The following is a 16863-nucleotide window of genomic DNA, read 5'->3' as shown; positions in this document are numbered from 1 at the left end:
ATGAGCGAAATTAATTTAAATGTAAACCAAACTGCCAAAATTAGAGTAATTGGTGTTGGTGGTGGTGGTTGCAACGCAGTAAACCGAATGGTTGAAGAAAATGTTCAAGGTGTTGAATTTATCGTTGCAAATACGGATGCTCAGGTTTTAGCTGCAAGTAAAGCTGAAACTAAAATTGTTATTGGAGCTGAAATTTCAAAGGGCCTAGGAGCAGGAGCAAATCCAGACGTTGGTCGCCAAGCAGCAATTGAAAGTGAAAATAAATTAAAAGAAGTTTTAGCTGGAAGTGATTTAATTTTCATCGCCGCTGGAATGGGTGGGGGAACTGGTACTGGTGCAGCCCCAGAAATTGCTAGAATTGCTAAAGAAACCGGAGCGCTAGTAATTGGAATTGTAACAAAACCATTCCGCTTTGAAGGGCGCATGAGAAATTCATACGCAGTTCAAGGAATTTCTGAGCTACGTAAATATGTTGACTCAATAATTATTATTTCCAATGATCGTTTATTAGATATTATTGGAGGAATTCCTGTTGCTGAATCATTCCGTGAAGCAGATAATATTTTAAAACAAGGAGTTCAAACAATTACAGATTTAATTGCCGTCCCATCTGTTATTAATTTAGATTTTGCAGATGTTCGTACCGTAATGCAAGGTAAAGGAAATGCCTTATTTGGAATCGGAATTGGAAAAGGACCAGATAAAGCAATAGAAGCAGCTAATAAAGCAATAACTTCTTCTTTATTAGAAACAAGTGTAAGAGGAGCCAAAGATGCAATTGTTAACGTAACTGGTGGCAAAAATGTTTCTTTAAACGATGCATATGATGCAGTTGATATCGTTCAACAAGCAAGCGGAGAAGATTTAAATATTATTTTTGGAATCGCTATTAATGAAAACTTAGACGATGAACTTATTGTAACTGTAATTGCAACAGGTTTTGAGGATGAATATCGCAATTCAGAGGTTAACTTTCAACAAAACCATTTAAATAGTCAAGTACGCCAGCAAGTAATTAATGCTAATCCAAGTGCTATTAATAACTATGAAAGTCAACCAACAAGACAAAATAATGAACGAGTTGTTGAACCGATTAGTAAACCGATAGATAATTTTAATGATGAATTTGAAGATGAAAATCCAATGATGAATGCATATGATCGTCGCACGCCTTTAACAGAACGTCAAGATCCAAAACGACCAAGTTTTGTTCAAGATGATAATGAAATGGTTTCTATCCAAAATCGAATGGAACGTTTCCGCGAAGAAGATCGTGATACTCCCAAAAATGAACCAGTCAATGTTGCAGATAACAGCGATGATGATGGGGACTTTCCAACTTTTTTAAGAAAAAAATGGTAGTTAATTATGGGATGAAAAAAAGATAAAAAAGTATCAAAAGAATCAGAACAAACAGAATCAAAATATCAGCCACTTCACGAAAGACCGCTTTCAATGAATTTGAATTTTGTTAACGAAGTATTTGATGTTAGTCATACTACACATTTCGAACCACAATCTTACAGTGAAATTCAAGAAATTGCTGATGCCTTAATTCGTTTTCGTAAAGCAACAATTAGTTTTTCAAAACTGAGCGCAGCTGATAAAGTAAGAGTAATAGATTTTTTAACTGGAGTTATGTACGGACTTGAGGGCGACTATCGAAAACTGGATAATAAAATTTATCAATTTGTCTTAAATCACTAATTTTACAAAAGAGTACAAGCTCTTTTTTATTTTTTTGGAGGTAACAATGGAAGATCGTATAATAGCTAGAAAAATAATTCGCATATTTAATAAGGCCACAAACTTAAGTTTTTTGAGCAGCTCAAAGACAAAAGTTAACTACAACCTTGTTAAACTATTTAATAGTGCTTTTGATGAGCAATTTAAGACTAATCCATTATATATTGGTGACAACGTAAAATTGGAGGATATTTCTTTTGTTTCTCAGGATGGGATTAAGTTATCAGGAACAATTTATCGAAACCCAGTAAAAACCAAAAAATGAATTATTGGATTGCACGGTTATTCAAGTTCTGGAATAGCTAAGTTATTTTCAATTTGAAACTATCGCGAATTGGGTTATAACCTAATGGTTTTTGATTTCAGAAATCACGGAAACAGTGAAACTGATATTATCACACTAGGTTATAAGGAAACTTGAGACTTAAAAGCGGCCATTGAGTATTTAAACTCAAATGAGTCAGTAGAATTAATTGGTATTTCTGGTACTAGCATGGGGGCTTTTACTTTAAATTATTTTTCAATTACAGAGTTGGAGTTCATTAAGAAAAACAATATTAAATTTGGAATTTCAGATTCAACTTATTTGAGTGCACCAATTGCACTGGATTTTTTAATTAATAATCAAGTACCAAGCATTTTTGGTAATTACTTAGGAATGGTTAAAGAAGATATTATTAATATTTATCAAGAAGAATACGGGGTTAACCTAAAAAATTTAGATTATCCAAATTTAATCCCCCAGAATTTAAAAACATTTCCAATGCTTTTAATTCATACTTTAGATGATGACGTAACAAGTTATCACGACTCAGAAAAAATTTATTACTTAAAAAATTTATCTGAAAAATTACCTAAAAACGAGTTAAAATTATTTAATGCTGGAGGTCATACAAAAGCAATTGTCAAAAATTTTGAAGAGTATATGAGTGTCTCAAACCAGTTCATTTTGAATAATCAGAAATAAAGCATAAGGGGCAAGGTAATGGAATTAAAAAGCAAAACAGTTCTAGTGGAATTAAATAATATTTCCAAGATTTTTAAAAAAGGGGCATGAGCCGTTAAAAAAATAAATTTAAAGATTTATCAAAATGAAATTATTGTTTTTTTAGGAGCAAATGGAAGTGGTAAATCTGTTTTGGCGAGCATTATTGCCAATGATCTTGCGCAAACTTCGGGATTTATTGACTATTATTTTTTGCAAGATTCAGTTTCAAACTCAATAGGAGTCCAATTGAGAGACCAAAACTGACCTTCAGGTTTTTTTGTCAAGGATATAATTGAACTATATAGAAATATTTTTGAAATGCAAGACGAAGTTTGAGTTCAAACATTAATTGAAGTATTTGAAATCAACACTTTTTTAGATAAACAGTTAGCTAAGTTAAGTGTAGTTAATTTGCAAATGTTCAACTTATTTTTAGCATTTTTTCACAAGCCAGAACTTGTCGTTGTTGATGAAATTTCCTCATCGATTGGTTATAATTTTAGAAACCGAATTTTTGAATTTTTTAATAAGTACATCCAAAATTATAATGGAACTCTTATTGTTGTTTCTCCAGACCATGATTTTATTGACCACTATGCTTCGCGAGTTATTTTCTTAAATGATGGCCATGTAATCGATGACAAAAGTGTTGTGGAAATAGCTTCAAAATATAATACAGCGGTCAATTATATAAAAAAAATGAGCACAGAAATTGCCTCAAAAGCCATTAAGCCTCATCCTGATCCGTTTTTTAAGCCAATAATTAAAGAATACAATACCAAACTAAACCATTTTAAAAAGCAGGTTGAGAAAGATTTTAACAAGTTTGAATTTGTCAAAGATAGCATTTTTCAGATTATGACCGAAAATATTGTTTTTTATTTTGAAGAGATTGAAATAAAAATAACTGAATTGGCAAATGATAGCCTGGAAAAAGACAATATAATCGGACTTCGCAAGTTATTGAAAACCAATATTAGGAAGTCGCGTTTAGAATTAAATAAGTTAAAAGCTTTTTCTCAAAAAAACTCACAATTTTTAAAGTTAAAGCAAGTGATAAAAGAAGCTAAAATATTTATTGATTACCTAAACCAAAAATTAAAAGCGGTTTTTCGTTCCAATCAGGTTATTTTTGGTGGGAATATCAAAACTTTAAGATCCTTAAATAGTGAACAAAAAGAATTGCAATTTTTGAAACAAAAATATATTAAACAAGAATTAAGATTAATCAAGCAAGAAAGAAAAAAATATAAAAAAACTAAAAAAATAATGATAAAAAACAATTTTAGAAAAGAAAGTGGCTATGAGAAAAAATCTTAGAATCTTTGGGAAATTATGAAAAATTCAGTTTCGCAATTACTGAACAGATATAACAAACATTGTTTTGGGATTAGTTTTAACAACCTTTACTCTTTTTTGTTGATTATTATTTACAGAAAAAGGGGTTCAAACTGACCGCTTCTTACTTGCTTCTGCGATTGGGGTTTCTGTTGTTAGAAATTCTTTATATAACTTTGGGCGAACAATTAATGATTTTAATAACAAGCATTTGGTTCAAACTTTTTTACATACCCCGATTTCAAAAAGAATAATTGGATTATCAATGATTATTTTTAATTTGGTTACAAACATTTTTGTAATTGCAATTTTGTTTGCTCTTGCAATGTGCTTTCCAGATCAACGTATATACTTACAAAGTGTCAATTGGTTAATGTTTTTTAGCTCATTATTTTTAATGGTGTTAATGTCAAACTTAATGGCAATTATTGTCGTCTTTTCTTTCAAAAATAATGAAGTAATAATCTCGATTTTTATTTGACTTTATTTTATTCCTTTTTACATGCTAGGTCTTGGAGTGCCTTACTATTTAATTAACTCAAACACTTCGCTCAATATTATTACTTATTTTTTTCCTCATCGTTATGTTTTAAATTTAATGCAAGCTGGCTGAATCGGTGACACCACAATGTCTTACCCGCTAGGTGATGGCACTTTTGCTAAAAATGGATTTGGATATTTAAACCAATTGTGAATTCCTTATTTGGCAACAATTATTCTTATTGTAATTTTTATGGCGATAATAGTTGTAATTTTTTACAAAAATTTTTCATATAATGCTCGTCGCTATAAAGGTTATCCAGGTATTTATAGACATCTAAACCATATTTATCGTATTCAGCAAGCCACAAGCAAAGAACAACTTGAAGAAATTATAAAGTATCAAAACAATAAGAAACATTCCGGTAGTTTGCCAAATAAAGCTCCAAGAAGGGAAATTAAATAGTGAAAAGAAATCTCAAGACAATATGATTACTTTATAATATTCAGTGAAAAAATTGACTCCGAGGTTATATTAATATTTCGTTGGGAATTGGTATCACGGTTTTTACCTTGGTAATTTGATTGTCATTTAAACAAAATGACCCATTTTTACTAATTTCAGCAATCGCTGTTGGAATTGCTCGAAATTCAATTAGCACTTTTTTAAGAACCCTGTAAGATTGGAAAACTAAGAGCTTTGAGGAACGCTTAGGGAGAATGCCAATCTCTAAATTTATTCTATTTTTTGCAATTTTTTCTTTTAACTTTGTTAATTGCGTTTTTGTGACATTCTTAGTTTTTGGAATTGGACAAACTTTTTTTCCAGAGCAGCGCCAATATTTAAGTCAAATTAACTGGCCAATGCTAATTTCTGGACTATTTTTAATATGATTATTATCAATTTTATTTAGTTATGTAATTTTTATCGCTTTTCAAAATCAGCAAGTAATGCTTGCAGTGGCAACGATGCTATACTTTCTAATAACTTATCTACTTGGACTAGGATTTCCTTATCATCTAATAGTTCAGTACCAATGATTAAAAATACTATTGTATTTTATTCCTCATCGTTATATGATTAATGTGCTTCAAGCAGCCTGGGTTAATGCTCCCAGTATGAAATATGACTTTTATAACAATGGTACTTTAACTTGATCTGTTGATTTTGGATTTGGTGGTCATTTATGAATCCCATACCTTGTAACCATAATTTTGATTATTGTTTTTGTAGCAATTATTTTTATCTACTTAATGTGGGTTCATCGTTTCCGAGAAAAAGATAACGTGGGCTTCAGGGCTTTTAGAGCCCAAAGTTTAAAACATATTGAAGATTTAAAAAATATTAATGATTTAAAAGACTTAGAAGCAATTCGAAAATCACGAGAGTGAGAAATTAGGTTTTATAAAATAAAACTTCGAGCAGAAAATTGAAAAAGCAAAATAAATGTTGACAATAAATCAAAAAATAGTGATAATAAAACTAATTAGAGGTGTTAAAAAATGAGTTCATCAAATATAAATAATGAATATTTTGCCAATCTCAAATTCTTACAAGATGAAAATCTTCATCTAAGACAAGAAATTGAGGTTTTACAGGCTAAGCATAAATATCTAGATGAAGGTATTGCCAAAACTAAGGAAGTTTTTGATGTTGCAAATCATAATGCTGAAAAGATAATAATGCGGGCTTTAGATTTTTCTTATAATGTAAAACAAGCAATTACAAAGTTACTATTAGATTTAAGAAAGCACAAAAAAGATGAGCAAGTTTTTTTACAAATAATTGAAAATTTTTTAGATAAAAATGAGAAAATTTTTTCTTTTGATAAAAACGAAATTTCAACTGTTGCTAAAATTATTAAATCGGAATTGTTAGAAACTAGTTAACAATTTTAATTTTTTTAGTTATAATATACTAAGTTAAGATAACAATTTAATTATAAGTTTTCAGAGATTTAACGGTTGGTGCGAGTTAAAAGCGGAGATTAAATTTATCACTTAATTTTTTATATAACCAAGAGATAAATTAAGGCAATTAAATTGCAAACAAGGATGGTACCGCGCTAATTCGCTCCTTTTTTGGGGTTTTTTTTATTTTAGAAAGGGCTAAAAAATGGCAAATTACAAAGATACACTTTTAATTCAGACAACTGAATTTGAGATGAGAGCAGGTTTAAAGGATAAGGAACCTGGAATTCAAAAAAAATGAAAAGAGCAAAATATTTATAATCAAAAATTAAAACTAAACGATAAAAAACCGCTTTTTGTTTTACACGATGGTCCTCCATATGCAAACGGAAGCATTCACGTCGGCCACGCTTTAAACAAAACTCTAAAAGATTTTATTGTGCGTTGAAAAAATAGTAGTGGTTATAAGTCTCCCTATATTATGGGATGAGACACACACGGCTTACCAATTGAAACAGCTATCGCTAAAACTGGAGTTGATCGCAAAAAAGTTGCTCCAGAAGTTTTTCGAGATTTATGTCGAGACTATGCGATTGAGCAAGTTGAAAATCAAAAAAAAGGTTTTGCACGTTTAGGAATTTTTACAGACGATAGTGTTGTTTACAAAACACTAGATCATGACTTTGAGATGTCGCAACTGAAGTTATTTGCTAAACTTGTTGATAAAGGATTAGTTTATAAGGATTTAAAACCAATTTTTTGATCACCTTCAAGTGAAACTGCATTGGCTGAGGCTGAAATTGAATATAAGGATGTTAAATCTCCAAGTATGTATATTGCTGCCAAAATCACAGATACTAAAGCTTGAAATTTGGAAAATGATTTTGCTGTTGTATGGACAACAACACCGTGAACGATTCCAGCAAATCAACTAATTGCTGCAGGGCCTGAAATTGAATATGTACTAATAAAACCCGAACAAGATAATCGAAGATTTATTATTGCTAAAAATTTATTAGATTCTGTTAGTGAAGTTGTTGGTTGAGAAAATTGCAAAGTAATCAAGACTTTCCTAGGGACGGACTTGCAAGAAACTAAGTACGCTCATCCCTTATATGAGACCAAAATTTCAAAAATTGTTTTAGGAGAACACGTTACAAGTGATTCGGGAACAGGTTTGGTTCATACCGCTGGAGGTTTTGGAGAAGATGATTTCCAGCTTGTAAAGTCTCAAAAAATGCAAGCGTTTGCCCCAATTAATAATTCAGGTCACTTTGATGTCACAATTGAAGATAAAGATTTAGAGGGAGTTTTTTACGCAGACGCCAACAAAATTGTTGGAACAAGACTGACTGAAAATAATAACCTTTTAAAAATGAAATGAATTACGCACTCATATCCTCATGATTGAAGAACTAAACAACCAGTAATTTGAAGAGCGACTGCCCAATGGTTTGTTGGTCTAGAAAAAGTTATTCCTCAAATTGTTGAGCAAATCAAAAATGTAAAAACCAAACCTGAATGAAGTCAAAATCGCTTGAAGTCATTGATTGAAGATCGCAAAGAATGAACTATTTCACGACAAAGACTTTGAGGAGTACCAATTATTGGTTTTTATAATGCCAAACAAGAGTTGGTCATTAACAGCGAGATTGTTAATTTTGTAATTAATATTTTAGAGAAGGAAGGGGTTAATGTTTGGTTCTCAAAACCAGCAGATTACTTCTTACCAAAAGCTTACCAAAAGCAGAATTTTACAAAAGAAACTGATATATTGGATGTTTGATTTGATTCAGGGTGTTCTAATTTAGCACTTGAAAATCGCTTTAAGGAATTAAAACGCCCATTTGATGTCTACTTAGAAGGAAACGATCAATATCGTGGTTGATTTAACTCAAGTATAATTAACTCAGTTATTTGAGATGGACAAGCTCCATACAAGCAATTAATTACCCATGGAATGACCAATGATGAATCTGGTAAAAAAATGTCTAAGTCAATTGGTAATACAGTTGACCCTTTAGAAATCGCAAATGATTTAGGCGCTGACATTTTGCGTCTCTGGGTTGCTTCAACTGATTATACTGATGACCAAAGAATTGGGTCAGAAATTTTAAAACAAGTAGGGGAATCTTATCGAAAAATTCGTAATACAATTCGTTTTATTTTAGCAAACTTAGGTGATTTTGATTATCAAAAAAATTATCAAAAAAACCTAGAAGAAGTTGATTTGTTTAGTTTGCATAATTTATCAGAATTTAAGCAAAAAATAAGTCAGGCTTATGAAAGTTACCAGTTTAACACTGTTTATCAGTTACTAAATAATTATGTTAATAACGAATTATCTGCATTTTACTTGGATTTTATTAAAGATATTTTATATGTTGAAGCTACAGATAATTTACGTCGTCGACAAGTTCAAACAGTATTGTGAGAGCAGTTATGAGTACTTATTGACACAATTCGACCAATCTTAGCACACACAAGTGAAGAAATCTATCAAAGTTTACCTGCTGCTAATAAATTAGCTTCAGTACACTTGTTAGATTTGCGCTCTCAGAACTTTATTGCACCAGCTAAGTTGGTTGAAAAATGGAATAAATTATTGATTTTCAGAAATGAAGTAAATAAAGCCTTGGAAATTGCTCGTGATAATAAAATAATTAAAAAAAGTTTTGAAGCAGAAATTAAAATTGAATTAACAAAAGAATTTACTGAAATCAAGACCATAACTGATTTGAGTCAAATTTTAATTGTTAGTGAAGTAAGTTTTGAAAGTGTTGGTGAACCGACATATCAAGGAACGATTGGTAAAGTGACCGTTTCTCTAAATTCAGGTTCAAAATGTGAACGCTGTTGAGGAATTTTTAAAACCTTAAAAACAGCAGACTTATGTCCAAGATGCCACAGCGTCATCCAAAACCTATAAGGAGGCTTTTATGTCTAAATGAAGTTCATTTAAGAAATTTTTAAAAGAATATGACTATAATTGAAAATTCAAACTTTTAGTTTGCCTACCATTGTTTTCGGCTTTAGTTGCAATTGATTGAATAACTAAAGGGATTGTGGTTTCAACTATGACTTTTGGTGAAAAAAAGCAAATGTGACCAGGGTTTTTAAATTTACATTACACAATTAACCCGGGGGCTGCTTATGGAATGAATGCTAACAATCTGGCTTTAGCTGTAAGCATTGCAACCATTGTAACGATATTAATGTCTTTATTTTTTGTCTTTATAAATGATCGAGTTTGACTAGTGGGAATAACAATTCTATTATCTGGTAGTTGAGCTAATTTATTGGGACGAGCATGAGCACCAACAATTCCAGCAACTTCAGGTTATCCAGCAATTGTTGGAGGAGTTGTGGACTTTCTAGTTTGAGACTTTAGCTTTTTGGGAAGTTCAAATTATATATTTAATATTGCTGATTTATGAGTCAATATCTCAGTTGTTTACTTGATTGTCGTTGCTTTACCATTTACAATTGTAAAGTATGTTAAAGAAGCGAAGGCGGCCAAAAATATTGAAGCTGATTTTGACGGACGAGAGTTACTCAAACAAAAACTACCAGAAAATCCAGATCCCAAAAATAAGCCAACTTTAAAAGAAAAAGAAGGCGATTTGAAAAATAAAACCAAAAAAAGCAAGGAAGGTTAGAGAATTTGGAAAAGATAATTTTACTTGTGAAAGAGACTGAAAGATTAGATAAATTTTTGTTTACGAGCTGCCAAGAGGAGTTCGATTTTTCGCGTTCTTATTTACAAAAATTAATTACAGATAACTTAGTTGAGGTAAACGGAGAAGTTAAGCCTGCGCGCTATAAATTAAAGCCTCAAGATGAAGTTAAGCTATTGATTCCAGAAATCAAGCCATCAGAAATCAAACCTGAAAAATTAGACATTCCAATAATTTATGAGGATAGTGACATTATTGTGGTTAATAAACCCAATGATATGGTCGTTCATCCAGCATTGGGAAATTTATCTGGTACTCTGGTAAATGGCTTAATGCATCAAATTAAGGACTTATCAACAATTGGGGGAGTCCAAAGACCAGGAATTGTTCATCGACTTGATAAGCAAACCACAGGACTTCTTGTAGTTGCCAAAACTGACAAGGCTCATAAGAATTTGACTGAGATGCTAAAAAATCGCGAAATTAGAAAAGAGTATCTTGGTATTGTTCAAGGAGTCATTTTAGAAAACGAAGGAATTATTGACGCCCCAATTGGTCGTCACCCTGTTGATCGTAAAAAAATGGCAGTTATTGACAAAAATAGTAAATATGCTAAAACTACTTTTAAGGTTTTAGAGCGTTTTGAAAAAGCAACTTTAATTAGTTGTGTTATTGAAACGGGCCGTACACATCAAATAAGAGTTCACTTTAATTTCATCAAGCATCCGATTGTTGGAGACCAAGTTTATGGATTTTTAAGCGATAAGAAGTCTTCGTTTGGGCAATATTTGCACGCTGCTAAATTAGAATTTAACCATCCAATCACAAATAAAAAAATGTTTTTTGAAGTTGAGCCACCAGAACAATTTAATGATAAAATAATAGAGTTAAGAAAGTTTAATTAGGGGTATACCATGAAATCAGAAATCGCTAATAATCGTTTTGCTTTAGTAAATTATTTTATTAAAAAAGAGGGTTATAAACCACATAAAACTAAAAATAATGATGAAGTTTCATATCTATATAACAATAATGCCAAAATAAAAGTAATTAGAATTAAGTCATCTTCAGGAGATGATGATTTTCTAAATGACACTATTGTTGACAAACTTGTGACAGATTTAAAAGAGGCTGCCAGAGCTCGAGCAGAAGTTATTTGAATTTATCTAGATGATACAAATTCAATGTCTGAAAAAAACACTAATTCTAATATCAAAATTGTTGGAAATGAAAAAAATTTAATATCTCAACTAAAACCATATTTTCCAAAAATTGAAACTTTGAAGTTTGAATCTGACAACACAAAAGATGAAATTGTTGTTGACTTAAAAGATCAAGAACAAGTTAAAAAATTTATTGAAGACTTAGATGATTCAAATAGTAATGTGAGCAAAAAATTCAAAGAGTTTCATAGTAAAATTCAAAGCGGCCAGTTAATTGGAACTTGAATTAATTTAGCTTTATTTTCCTTTTTACCTGTTTTACTATTCTTTTATATTACTTTTTGAGCCTCTGGGGCAGTTAGTTATGGGGGAGATAGTGTAAAGCTATTTCTTGGTGGAACAAATTACAATTTAACCATTTTAGGGGGGCAATTTTGAAGAGTTCTAACTTATGGAGTTGCAATTGAAATGTCTCCGAATGGATTGTTTATAATTTTAATTTTTTTAGTAGTTAATTTTGTTATTTTGCGAAAACTATCAGCATTTGCAGAAAATACGATAGGATTCATCAAGACAATGCTAATAGTTTTTATAAGTTATGTAATAGCAGGTTTGGTATTATCGGTTATGCTCCCTGGAAAAGTTTCAGGAGGCCCACTAATAATTTCAGCAATATTAATTGGAGCGATTTTTATCAAAACCTTAGGTAAAAGTGATGTCATTTCTATTTTGGTTAAACGTTCAATTATAATGCCGCTAGTTATTTTACTTATTTCACCAATTCTTTTTGCAAATGACTCACTTTATTGAGAAATTTCAGCAGGATTTATGATTGGTTGTGGTGTGACTATAATCTTTAATGCCAGCTATAAAGGGATGTCATTGGAACTTGCAACAGGGTACTTAATGACATTTGGATTTTTAGCAACTCCACTTATTATGTTATTGGTGCCAGCTTTTACCCCAGCTTATCACAATGCAACAATTAATGCTTTGGCAATGTATATTCAAAGTGGCTTTATAAAATTGGGAATGGCAAATTCAATTTTTGACAAAATTGGATGAGACTTGGCTTTTGTGCTGGATGGCAATGTCTTGGTTTTAATGTAGTTATGACAAAACACCGCGATGATTTTATTTCATGAGATGAATATTTTATGGCAATTGCTGAATTAAATGCAATGCGAAGTAAAGATCCTCAAACTCAAGTTGGTTGTGTTGTTGTAAATAATTTGAATAAGATTATTAGTTCAGGCTATAATGGCTTTCCCAGGGGCATTTCAAATGATGATTATCCCTGGGAACGAAATAGTTCAGATGAATTCCAAAATAAGTATCCCTATATTGTTCATGCTGAAATGAATGCAATTGTATCATCTCGTGATGACCTTTCTGGTTGTGATATTTATACAACTTTATTTCCTTGTCATCAGTGTACCAAGGTTATTATTCAAGCGGGAATTCGCCATGTTTACTTTGGTTCGAACAAATATGATGGAACCCCAGACAACATTGCTGCCAAAAAAATGTTAACAGATGTTAACATTACGTTTTCTCAAAAACCTCCTATAAAAGTTAAATTAATTAAGAATCTTTAAAATGCATTTTGATAAAAGTTTTTGCTTTATCGGGATGTATTTTTTTATATTGACGGACTAAGGTTTTGACATCATTACTTGCGCCTAGGGGAAGGGTAATTTTTAGTTCCGTTTCAAGTTCTTTAATTTTTTCTAAAAAGTGTCAGCGAGCAATAATGCTAGCACAAGCAACTGCCAAATATTTACTTTCGGCTTTCTGGCAAAAAGTAATATTTTGAAAAATATAGGGTTCCTTAATTTTTTCAAGATAGCTAAAATATTTTTTTGAATTAACAAATTCATCAATGACTATTTTATCGTTTTTAAAGTCAGGATTGTTTGAAATTAAATTTATTAAGGCTTTATTGTGACCTAGGGCTTTGAGAATATGACTATTTTGAACTTGGTCATAAATTTTGTTATATTTTTCATTTTCAATAATAACAACACTATATTTAACTTGTTCTTTAATCGCTTCAAAGATATTATAAATCTTAGAATCGCTTAATTGCTTGCTGTCATTAATTTGTGCTAGTATTTTTTTATCAACAAAGTCATCAATATTTACTCGACAAGCAACAACAACTAGCGGGCCAAAAAAATCGCCCACACCGACCTCATCGGTTCCGATTAAAATCTTTTCATCAAGAAAAATATTTGCTTTATCCACTAGGCACCTCACTTTATAATTATAAACAATTACTAAAAAATATGTATAATAATATTAAATGCTTAAACTAGTTATCAGCAAAGGAGAATTAAAATGTTAATAAATATTGGCCCGTGATGATTATATGATCTGTTAATTTTTACAGTTTTGATTGCCTTTACAATTTGAGGAATGAAAAGGGGCGCTTGAGTAATGGTTTACTTTGGTGGAGTTAATATTTTCGCAGCCATTTTAATCATATTCCTAGTTCCAGTCATTACTTCAGCCACGGTTTCTTTAATTTTACCAATCTTTAATTTGGATTTTTTAAAGGATTTAATTTCTAGTTTCAACGAAGTAATTCAAAGTACATTTGCAAAAATTTTAGGAATTTTTGGTTCTAGTACTGAAGGCTTAATCATAAATACAGATGCGCTTACAGAAAGTTTTTTGACTTCGGTAATTGCAGTTGTTCTCAACTTTTTCTATCAAGCAACTTTCCTAATTACAATTAATTTAATTGCAATTATCTTATATTTTACTTTTTTGAAAAAACGTCTAATAAGCATTAAAATTAACTCCCATGTCAATATTTTATTAGGAACCACCTTTGGTCTAATTATGGGCTTATTTGCTGCTTTTGGAATTTTTAGCTTTGCTTCAAATCCGCTTTTCAAAACCGAAAGTCATCGAATCGTTGACCAAAATATTAATACTTCAGATTTGAATTTTGAAAATTTTAAAAAAGTTGTTGAAAATGGTAATAGTTATATGCGCCGTGCTCCTTCAAGCTATGCTTATCGCTTTTTACCTAAATACGGTTTTTATTATAATACTGAATGTATTTCAAAATTTGTTGTAATTCCGATGCTTACAATTTACGAATTTAGCCAAAATAACCCAGAAACTGCCACAAACGAAGCAATTGACTTTATCAACAATTTATATGTTGATAATTATTCAACAAACAATTATTTTAAAACTGATGTCATTAATTGTAGTTTGTCAATGCCACCACAGTCCCAAAATCTTTTTAGAGTTGTCACTGAGGGTTCTTTTGCAGCAGCAGCACTTGCAGATTCGCTATCAAAAATTGAAACTTCTGACTCTTTAAAAGACAATGAAACTACTCAATTTAATTTTTCGTATGGTAGTTTTACTGATTTAAAATTACAATTAGAAACTTTCATGCAACAACACCAATTAACTCAGATGGGGAGAAGGGATTTTTCTAGATTTTATAAAGAAAACCCAACTGCAACAGATAACGAATTTATTAAAGTCGCAGATTTAATTGCAGCTGACAATGTTGCTTCGGGCCGCACCAACCACGTTGTTGATGTATTGAAAAGCGGAGAGAAAACTTATACATTTTTTAAAAATATTTATTTGGTTAATCAACTAAATCAGGAATTTGGGACAGCAAGTTTTTTACCAGCATTTTACTCAAGTTTAGGTCTTATTGCTGGCTTGGAACTTGTTAGCACCAGTAATGTAATAAACCCATTCACTGGAATCGACTACCATCATCAAATTAAGTACAATTTTTCAGATTGAGCTAAAATTGTTGATTATGCTTAATGAGGAAAAAAAGATGCAAAAAATTGGAATTGACATTGTAGAAGTGAAACGAATAAAATTAAAGAACCGAATAGTTGAACTTATCTTGCATTGTGCAGAAATAGAGATTTTTAAATCAAAGTCAAATAAGCGTTCTCAGAAGGAATTTTTGGCAGGGCGATGAGCCGCTAAAGAAGCATTGATAAAAACTTTGTCTCAACCAGTCGCAATGAATAATATCAATATTGCTTATCAAAATCAACAACCCGTTTTTGAAAATAAGGAATTTTCAAATTATCTAGTTTCTATTAGCCATGAGAAAAAGTATGCCATTGCCGTTGTTATTGGTTAATTTTAAAATTCAAAGAAGTGATTATAAGAAATCTCGCATTTTATTTAGGAGATTGGTTTATAATAATATTGGTGATTAAATGAAGCAATATTTTAGTTTAGTTAAAACAGTTTTAGAACAAGGTCAAGAAAAAAATGATCGTACAAACACAGGGACTATTTCTTATTTTGGAACCCAGCATCGTTTTGATTTAAGCGACGGCTTTCCGATTCTAACAACTAAAAAAGTTTATTTCAAAGCAATCGTTGTTGAATTATTATGATTTATTTCAGGGGATACTAATATTAAATACTTAGTGGATCGTAAAGTTAACATTTGAAACGAATGGCCCTATGAAAATTATAAAAAAACCGAAGATTTTCAAGGCGAAACCCTGGAGCAATTTATTGAAAAAATTCGCTTTGACAGCGACTTTGCACAAAAGCATGGTGATTTGGGTCCTGTTTATGGAAAACAGTGAAGAAATTTTAATGGAGTTGACCAACTAAAGGAATTAATTTGTAATCTAAAAAATAATCCTGATTCTCGTAGGCACTTGATATCTTCATGAAACCCCGCAGAAATTAATCATATGGCACTACCACCATGTCATAGTTTATTTCAGTTTTATGTAACCCCTGACGGTCGTTTAAATTTGCAATTATATCAACGAAGCGGCGATGTTTTTTTGGGAATCCCTTTTAATATTTCAAGTTATGCGCTTTTATTAATTTTAATTGCAAGAGAAGTTGAATTAACTCCTGGAGAATTTATTCACACAATTGGGGATGCACATATTTATAAAAATCACCTCGAACAAATTGAAATGCAGTTATTGCGAAAACCAAAGAAATTGCCTCAATTGGTAATTCTAGATCAGTCTAAATCAATTTTTGACTTAGATCCCAATGACATTAGTTTGGAAAATTACAATCCAGATCCTGCAATTAAGGGGAAGGTGGCCGTCTAATGATTAAACTAATTTGGGCTCAAACTAAGTCAGGAATTATTGGTAAGGATAATAAATTGCCTTGAAAAATTAGTCAGGAAATGGCTTTTTTTAAAGCAATGACAATAAATAAAGCAATTTTGATGGGAAGAAAGACCTTTGAAGCGATTGGATCTAAAGCATTACCAGACCGCCAAAACTTTGTCTTAAGTTCGCAAAACACCTCTAACAGTGATAATCTGGAATGAATCAAAGATGTAAATGAATTGATTCAAAAATACAAAAATAACAATAAAGAAGATTTGATGGTAATCGGAGGTTCTCAAGTATATAAATTACTTTTTCCTTTTGCAGATGAGCTAATTGTAAGTATAATAAAGAAAGATTACGATGGAGATACAAAATTTCCGGATTTAAGTTTTTCGGATTTTAGAGTTTACTCTGAGGAAGAATATGATGATTTTATCGTCAAGAAATATGAAAGGATTTTCTAA

General features: G+C 31.0%; 18 protein-coding genes. 17 read left to right on the top strand and 1 reads right to left on the bottom strand.

Annotation, left to right across the window (positions count from 1 at the left end):
- From ftsZ to SSABA_RS03095, 13 genes are all read left to right on the top strand, one after another.
- On the top strand, positions 1 to 1362 hold the full coding sequence (ftsZ, locus tag SSABA_RS03155; RefSeq protein ID WP_025251145.1) for a cell division protein FtsZ: 1362 nt from the start codon (positions 1 to 3) through the stop codon (positions 1360 to 1362).
- 6 nt (positions 1363 to 1368) lie between these two features.
- The gene (gene sepF, locus SSABA_RS04995; RefSeq protein WP_025251144.1) at positions 1369 to 1707 is read left to right on the top strand and encodes a cell division protein SepF; all 339 of its coding nucleotides are present in this window, start codon (positions 1369 to 1371) and stop codon (positions 1705 to 1707) included.
- Positions 1708 to 1753: 46 nt separating this feature from the next.
- Positions 1754 to 2713, top strand: coding sequence for an alpha/beta hydrolase (locus SSABA_RS03145; RefSeq protein WP_025251143.1), 960 nt, complete (start codon positions 1754 to 1756; stop codon positions 2711 to 2713).
- An 18-nt stretch (positions 2714 to 2731) separates the two neighbouring features.
- Positions 2732 to 4054, top strand: coding sequence for an ATP-binding cassette domain-containing protein (locus tag SSABA_RS03140; protein WP_025251142.1), 1323 nt, complete (start codon positions 2732 to 2734; stop codon positions 4052 to 4054).
- On the top strand, positions 4038 to 5018 hold the full coding sequence (locus tag SSABA_RS03135) for an ABC transporter permease (protein WP_025251141.1): 981 nt from the start codon (positions 4038 to 4040) through the stop codon (positions 5016 to 5018). Before SSABA_RS03140 ends, SSABA_RS03135 begins: the two co-directional genes overlap by 17 nt.
- A complete protein-coding gene (locus SSABA_RS03130; protein ID WP_025251140.1) occupies positions 5018 to 5233 on the top strand; it encodes a hypothetical protein in 216 nt (71 codons plus the stop codon). Before SSABA_RS03135 ends, SSABA_RS03130 begins: the two co-directional genes overlap by 1 nt.
- Before the next feature lie 39 nt (positions 5234 to 5272).
- Positions 5273 to 6043 (top strand): hypothetical protein, encoded by a 771-nt coding sequence (locus SSABA_RS03125; protein WP_025251139.1) that lies wholly within the window; start codon positions 5273 to 5275, stop codon positions 6041 to 6043.
- A gap of 12 nt (positions 6044 to 6055) precedes the next feature.
- On the top strand, positions 6056 to 6442 hold the full coding sequence (locus SSABA_RS03120; RefSeq protein WP_025251138.1) for a hypothetical protein: 387 nt from the start codon (positions 6056 to 6058) through the stop codon (positions 6440 to 6442).
- A gap of 226 nt (positions 6443 to 6668) precedes the next feature.
- A complete protein-coding gene (gene ileS / locus SSABA_RS03115; protein WP_025251137.1) occupies positions 6669 to 9392 on the top strand; it encodes an isoleucine--tRNA ligase in 2724 nt (907 codons plus the stop codon).
- Between the two features lie 10 nt (positions 9393 to 9402).
- Positions 9403 to 10122, top strand: a complete 720-nt coding sequence (locus tag SSABA_RS03110; RefSeq protein WP_025251136.1) for a signal peptidase II — start codon at positions 9403 to 9405, stop codon at positions 10120 to 10122.
- A 5-nt stretch (positions 10123 to 10127) separates the two neighbouring features.
- Positions 10128 to 11045: an RluA family pseudouridine synthase gene (locus tag SSABA_RS03105; protein ID WP_025251135.1), complete on the top strand. Its 918-nt coding sequence runs from the start codon at positions 10128 to 10130 to the stop codon at positions 11043 to 11045.
- 9 nt (positions 11046 to 11054) lie between these two features.
- Entirely contained in the window at positions 11055 to 12413 is a 1359-nt protein-coding gene (locus SSABA_RS03100) for a hypothetical protein (protein ID WP_025251134.1), read from the top strand.
- A 47-nt stretch (positions 12414 to 12460) separates the two neighbouring features.
- Positions 12461 to 12901: a deoxycytidylate deaminase gene (locus tag SSABA_RS03095; RefSeq protein ID WP_394330314.1), complete on the top strand. Its 441-nt coding sequence runs from the start codon at positions 12461 to 12463 to the stop codon at positions 12899 to 12901.
- Here SSABA_RS03095 and rnhC read toward each other — a convergent pair.
- Positions 12888 to 13550, bottom strand: a complete 663-nt coding sequence (gene rnhC, locus SSABA_RS03090; protein WP_025251132.1) for a ribonuclease HIII — start codon at positions 13548 to 13550, stop codon at positions 12888 to 12890. The genes SSABA_RS03095 and rnhC overlap by 14 nt on opposite strands.
- 93 nt (positions 13551 to 13643) lie before the next feature.
- Between rnhC and SSABA_RS03085 the strand changes: the two genes are divergently transcribed.
- The 4 genes from SSABA_RS03085 (at position 13644) to SSABA_RS03070 (ending at position 16863) form a co-directional block, all read left to right on the top strand.
- Positions 13644 to 15110 carry an AI-2E family transporter gene (locus SSABA_RS03085; protein WP_025251131.1) on the top strand — a complete coding sequence of 489 codons (1467 nt, stop codon included), beginning with the start codon at positions 13644 to 13646 and terminating at the stop codon, positions 15108 to 15110.
- 13 nt (positions 15111 to 15123) lie between these two features.
- On the top strand, positions 15124 to 15441 hold the full coding sequence (locus SSABA_RS03080) for a holo-ACP synthase (protein ID WP_025251130.1): 318 nt from the start codon (positions 15124 to 15126) through the stop codon (positions 15439 to 15441).
- A gap of 79 nt (positions 15442 to 15520) precedes the next feature.
- Positions 15521 to 16390: a thymidylate synthase gene (locus SSABA_RS03075; RefSeq protein ID WP_025251129.1), complete on the top strand. Its 870-nt coding sequence runs from the start codon at positions 15521 to 15523 to the stop codon at positions 16388 to 16390.
- Positions 16390 to 16863: a dihydrofolate reductase gene (locus SSABA_RS03070; protein ID WP_025251128.1), complete on the top strand. Its 474-nt coding sequence runs from the start codon at positions 16390 to 16392 to the stop codon at positions 16861 to 16863. Before SSABA_RS03075 ends, SSABA_RS03070 begins: the two co-directional genes overlap by 1 nt.

It is taken from the genome of Spiroplasma sabaudiense Ar-1343 (assembly GCF_000565215.1).
Lineage (GTDB): Bacteria > Bacillota_I > Bacilli_A > Mycoplasmatales > Mycoplasmataceae > Spiroplasma_B > Spiroplasma_B sabaudiense.
Note: the sequence above shows the minus strand (reverse complement) of the source record. Positions and strands in the feature narration are given on the sequence as shown.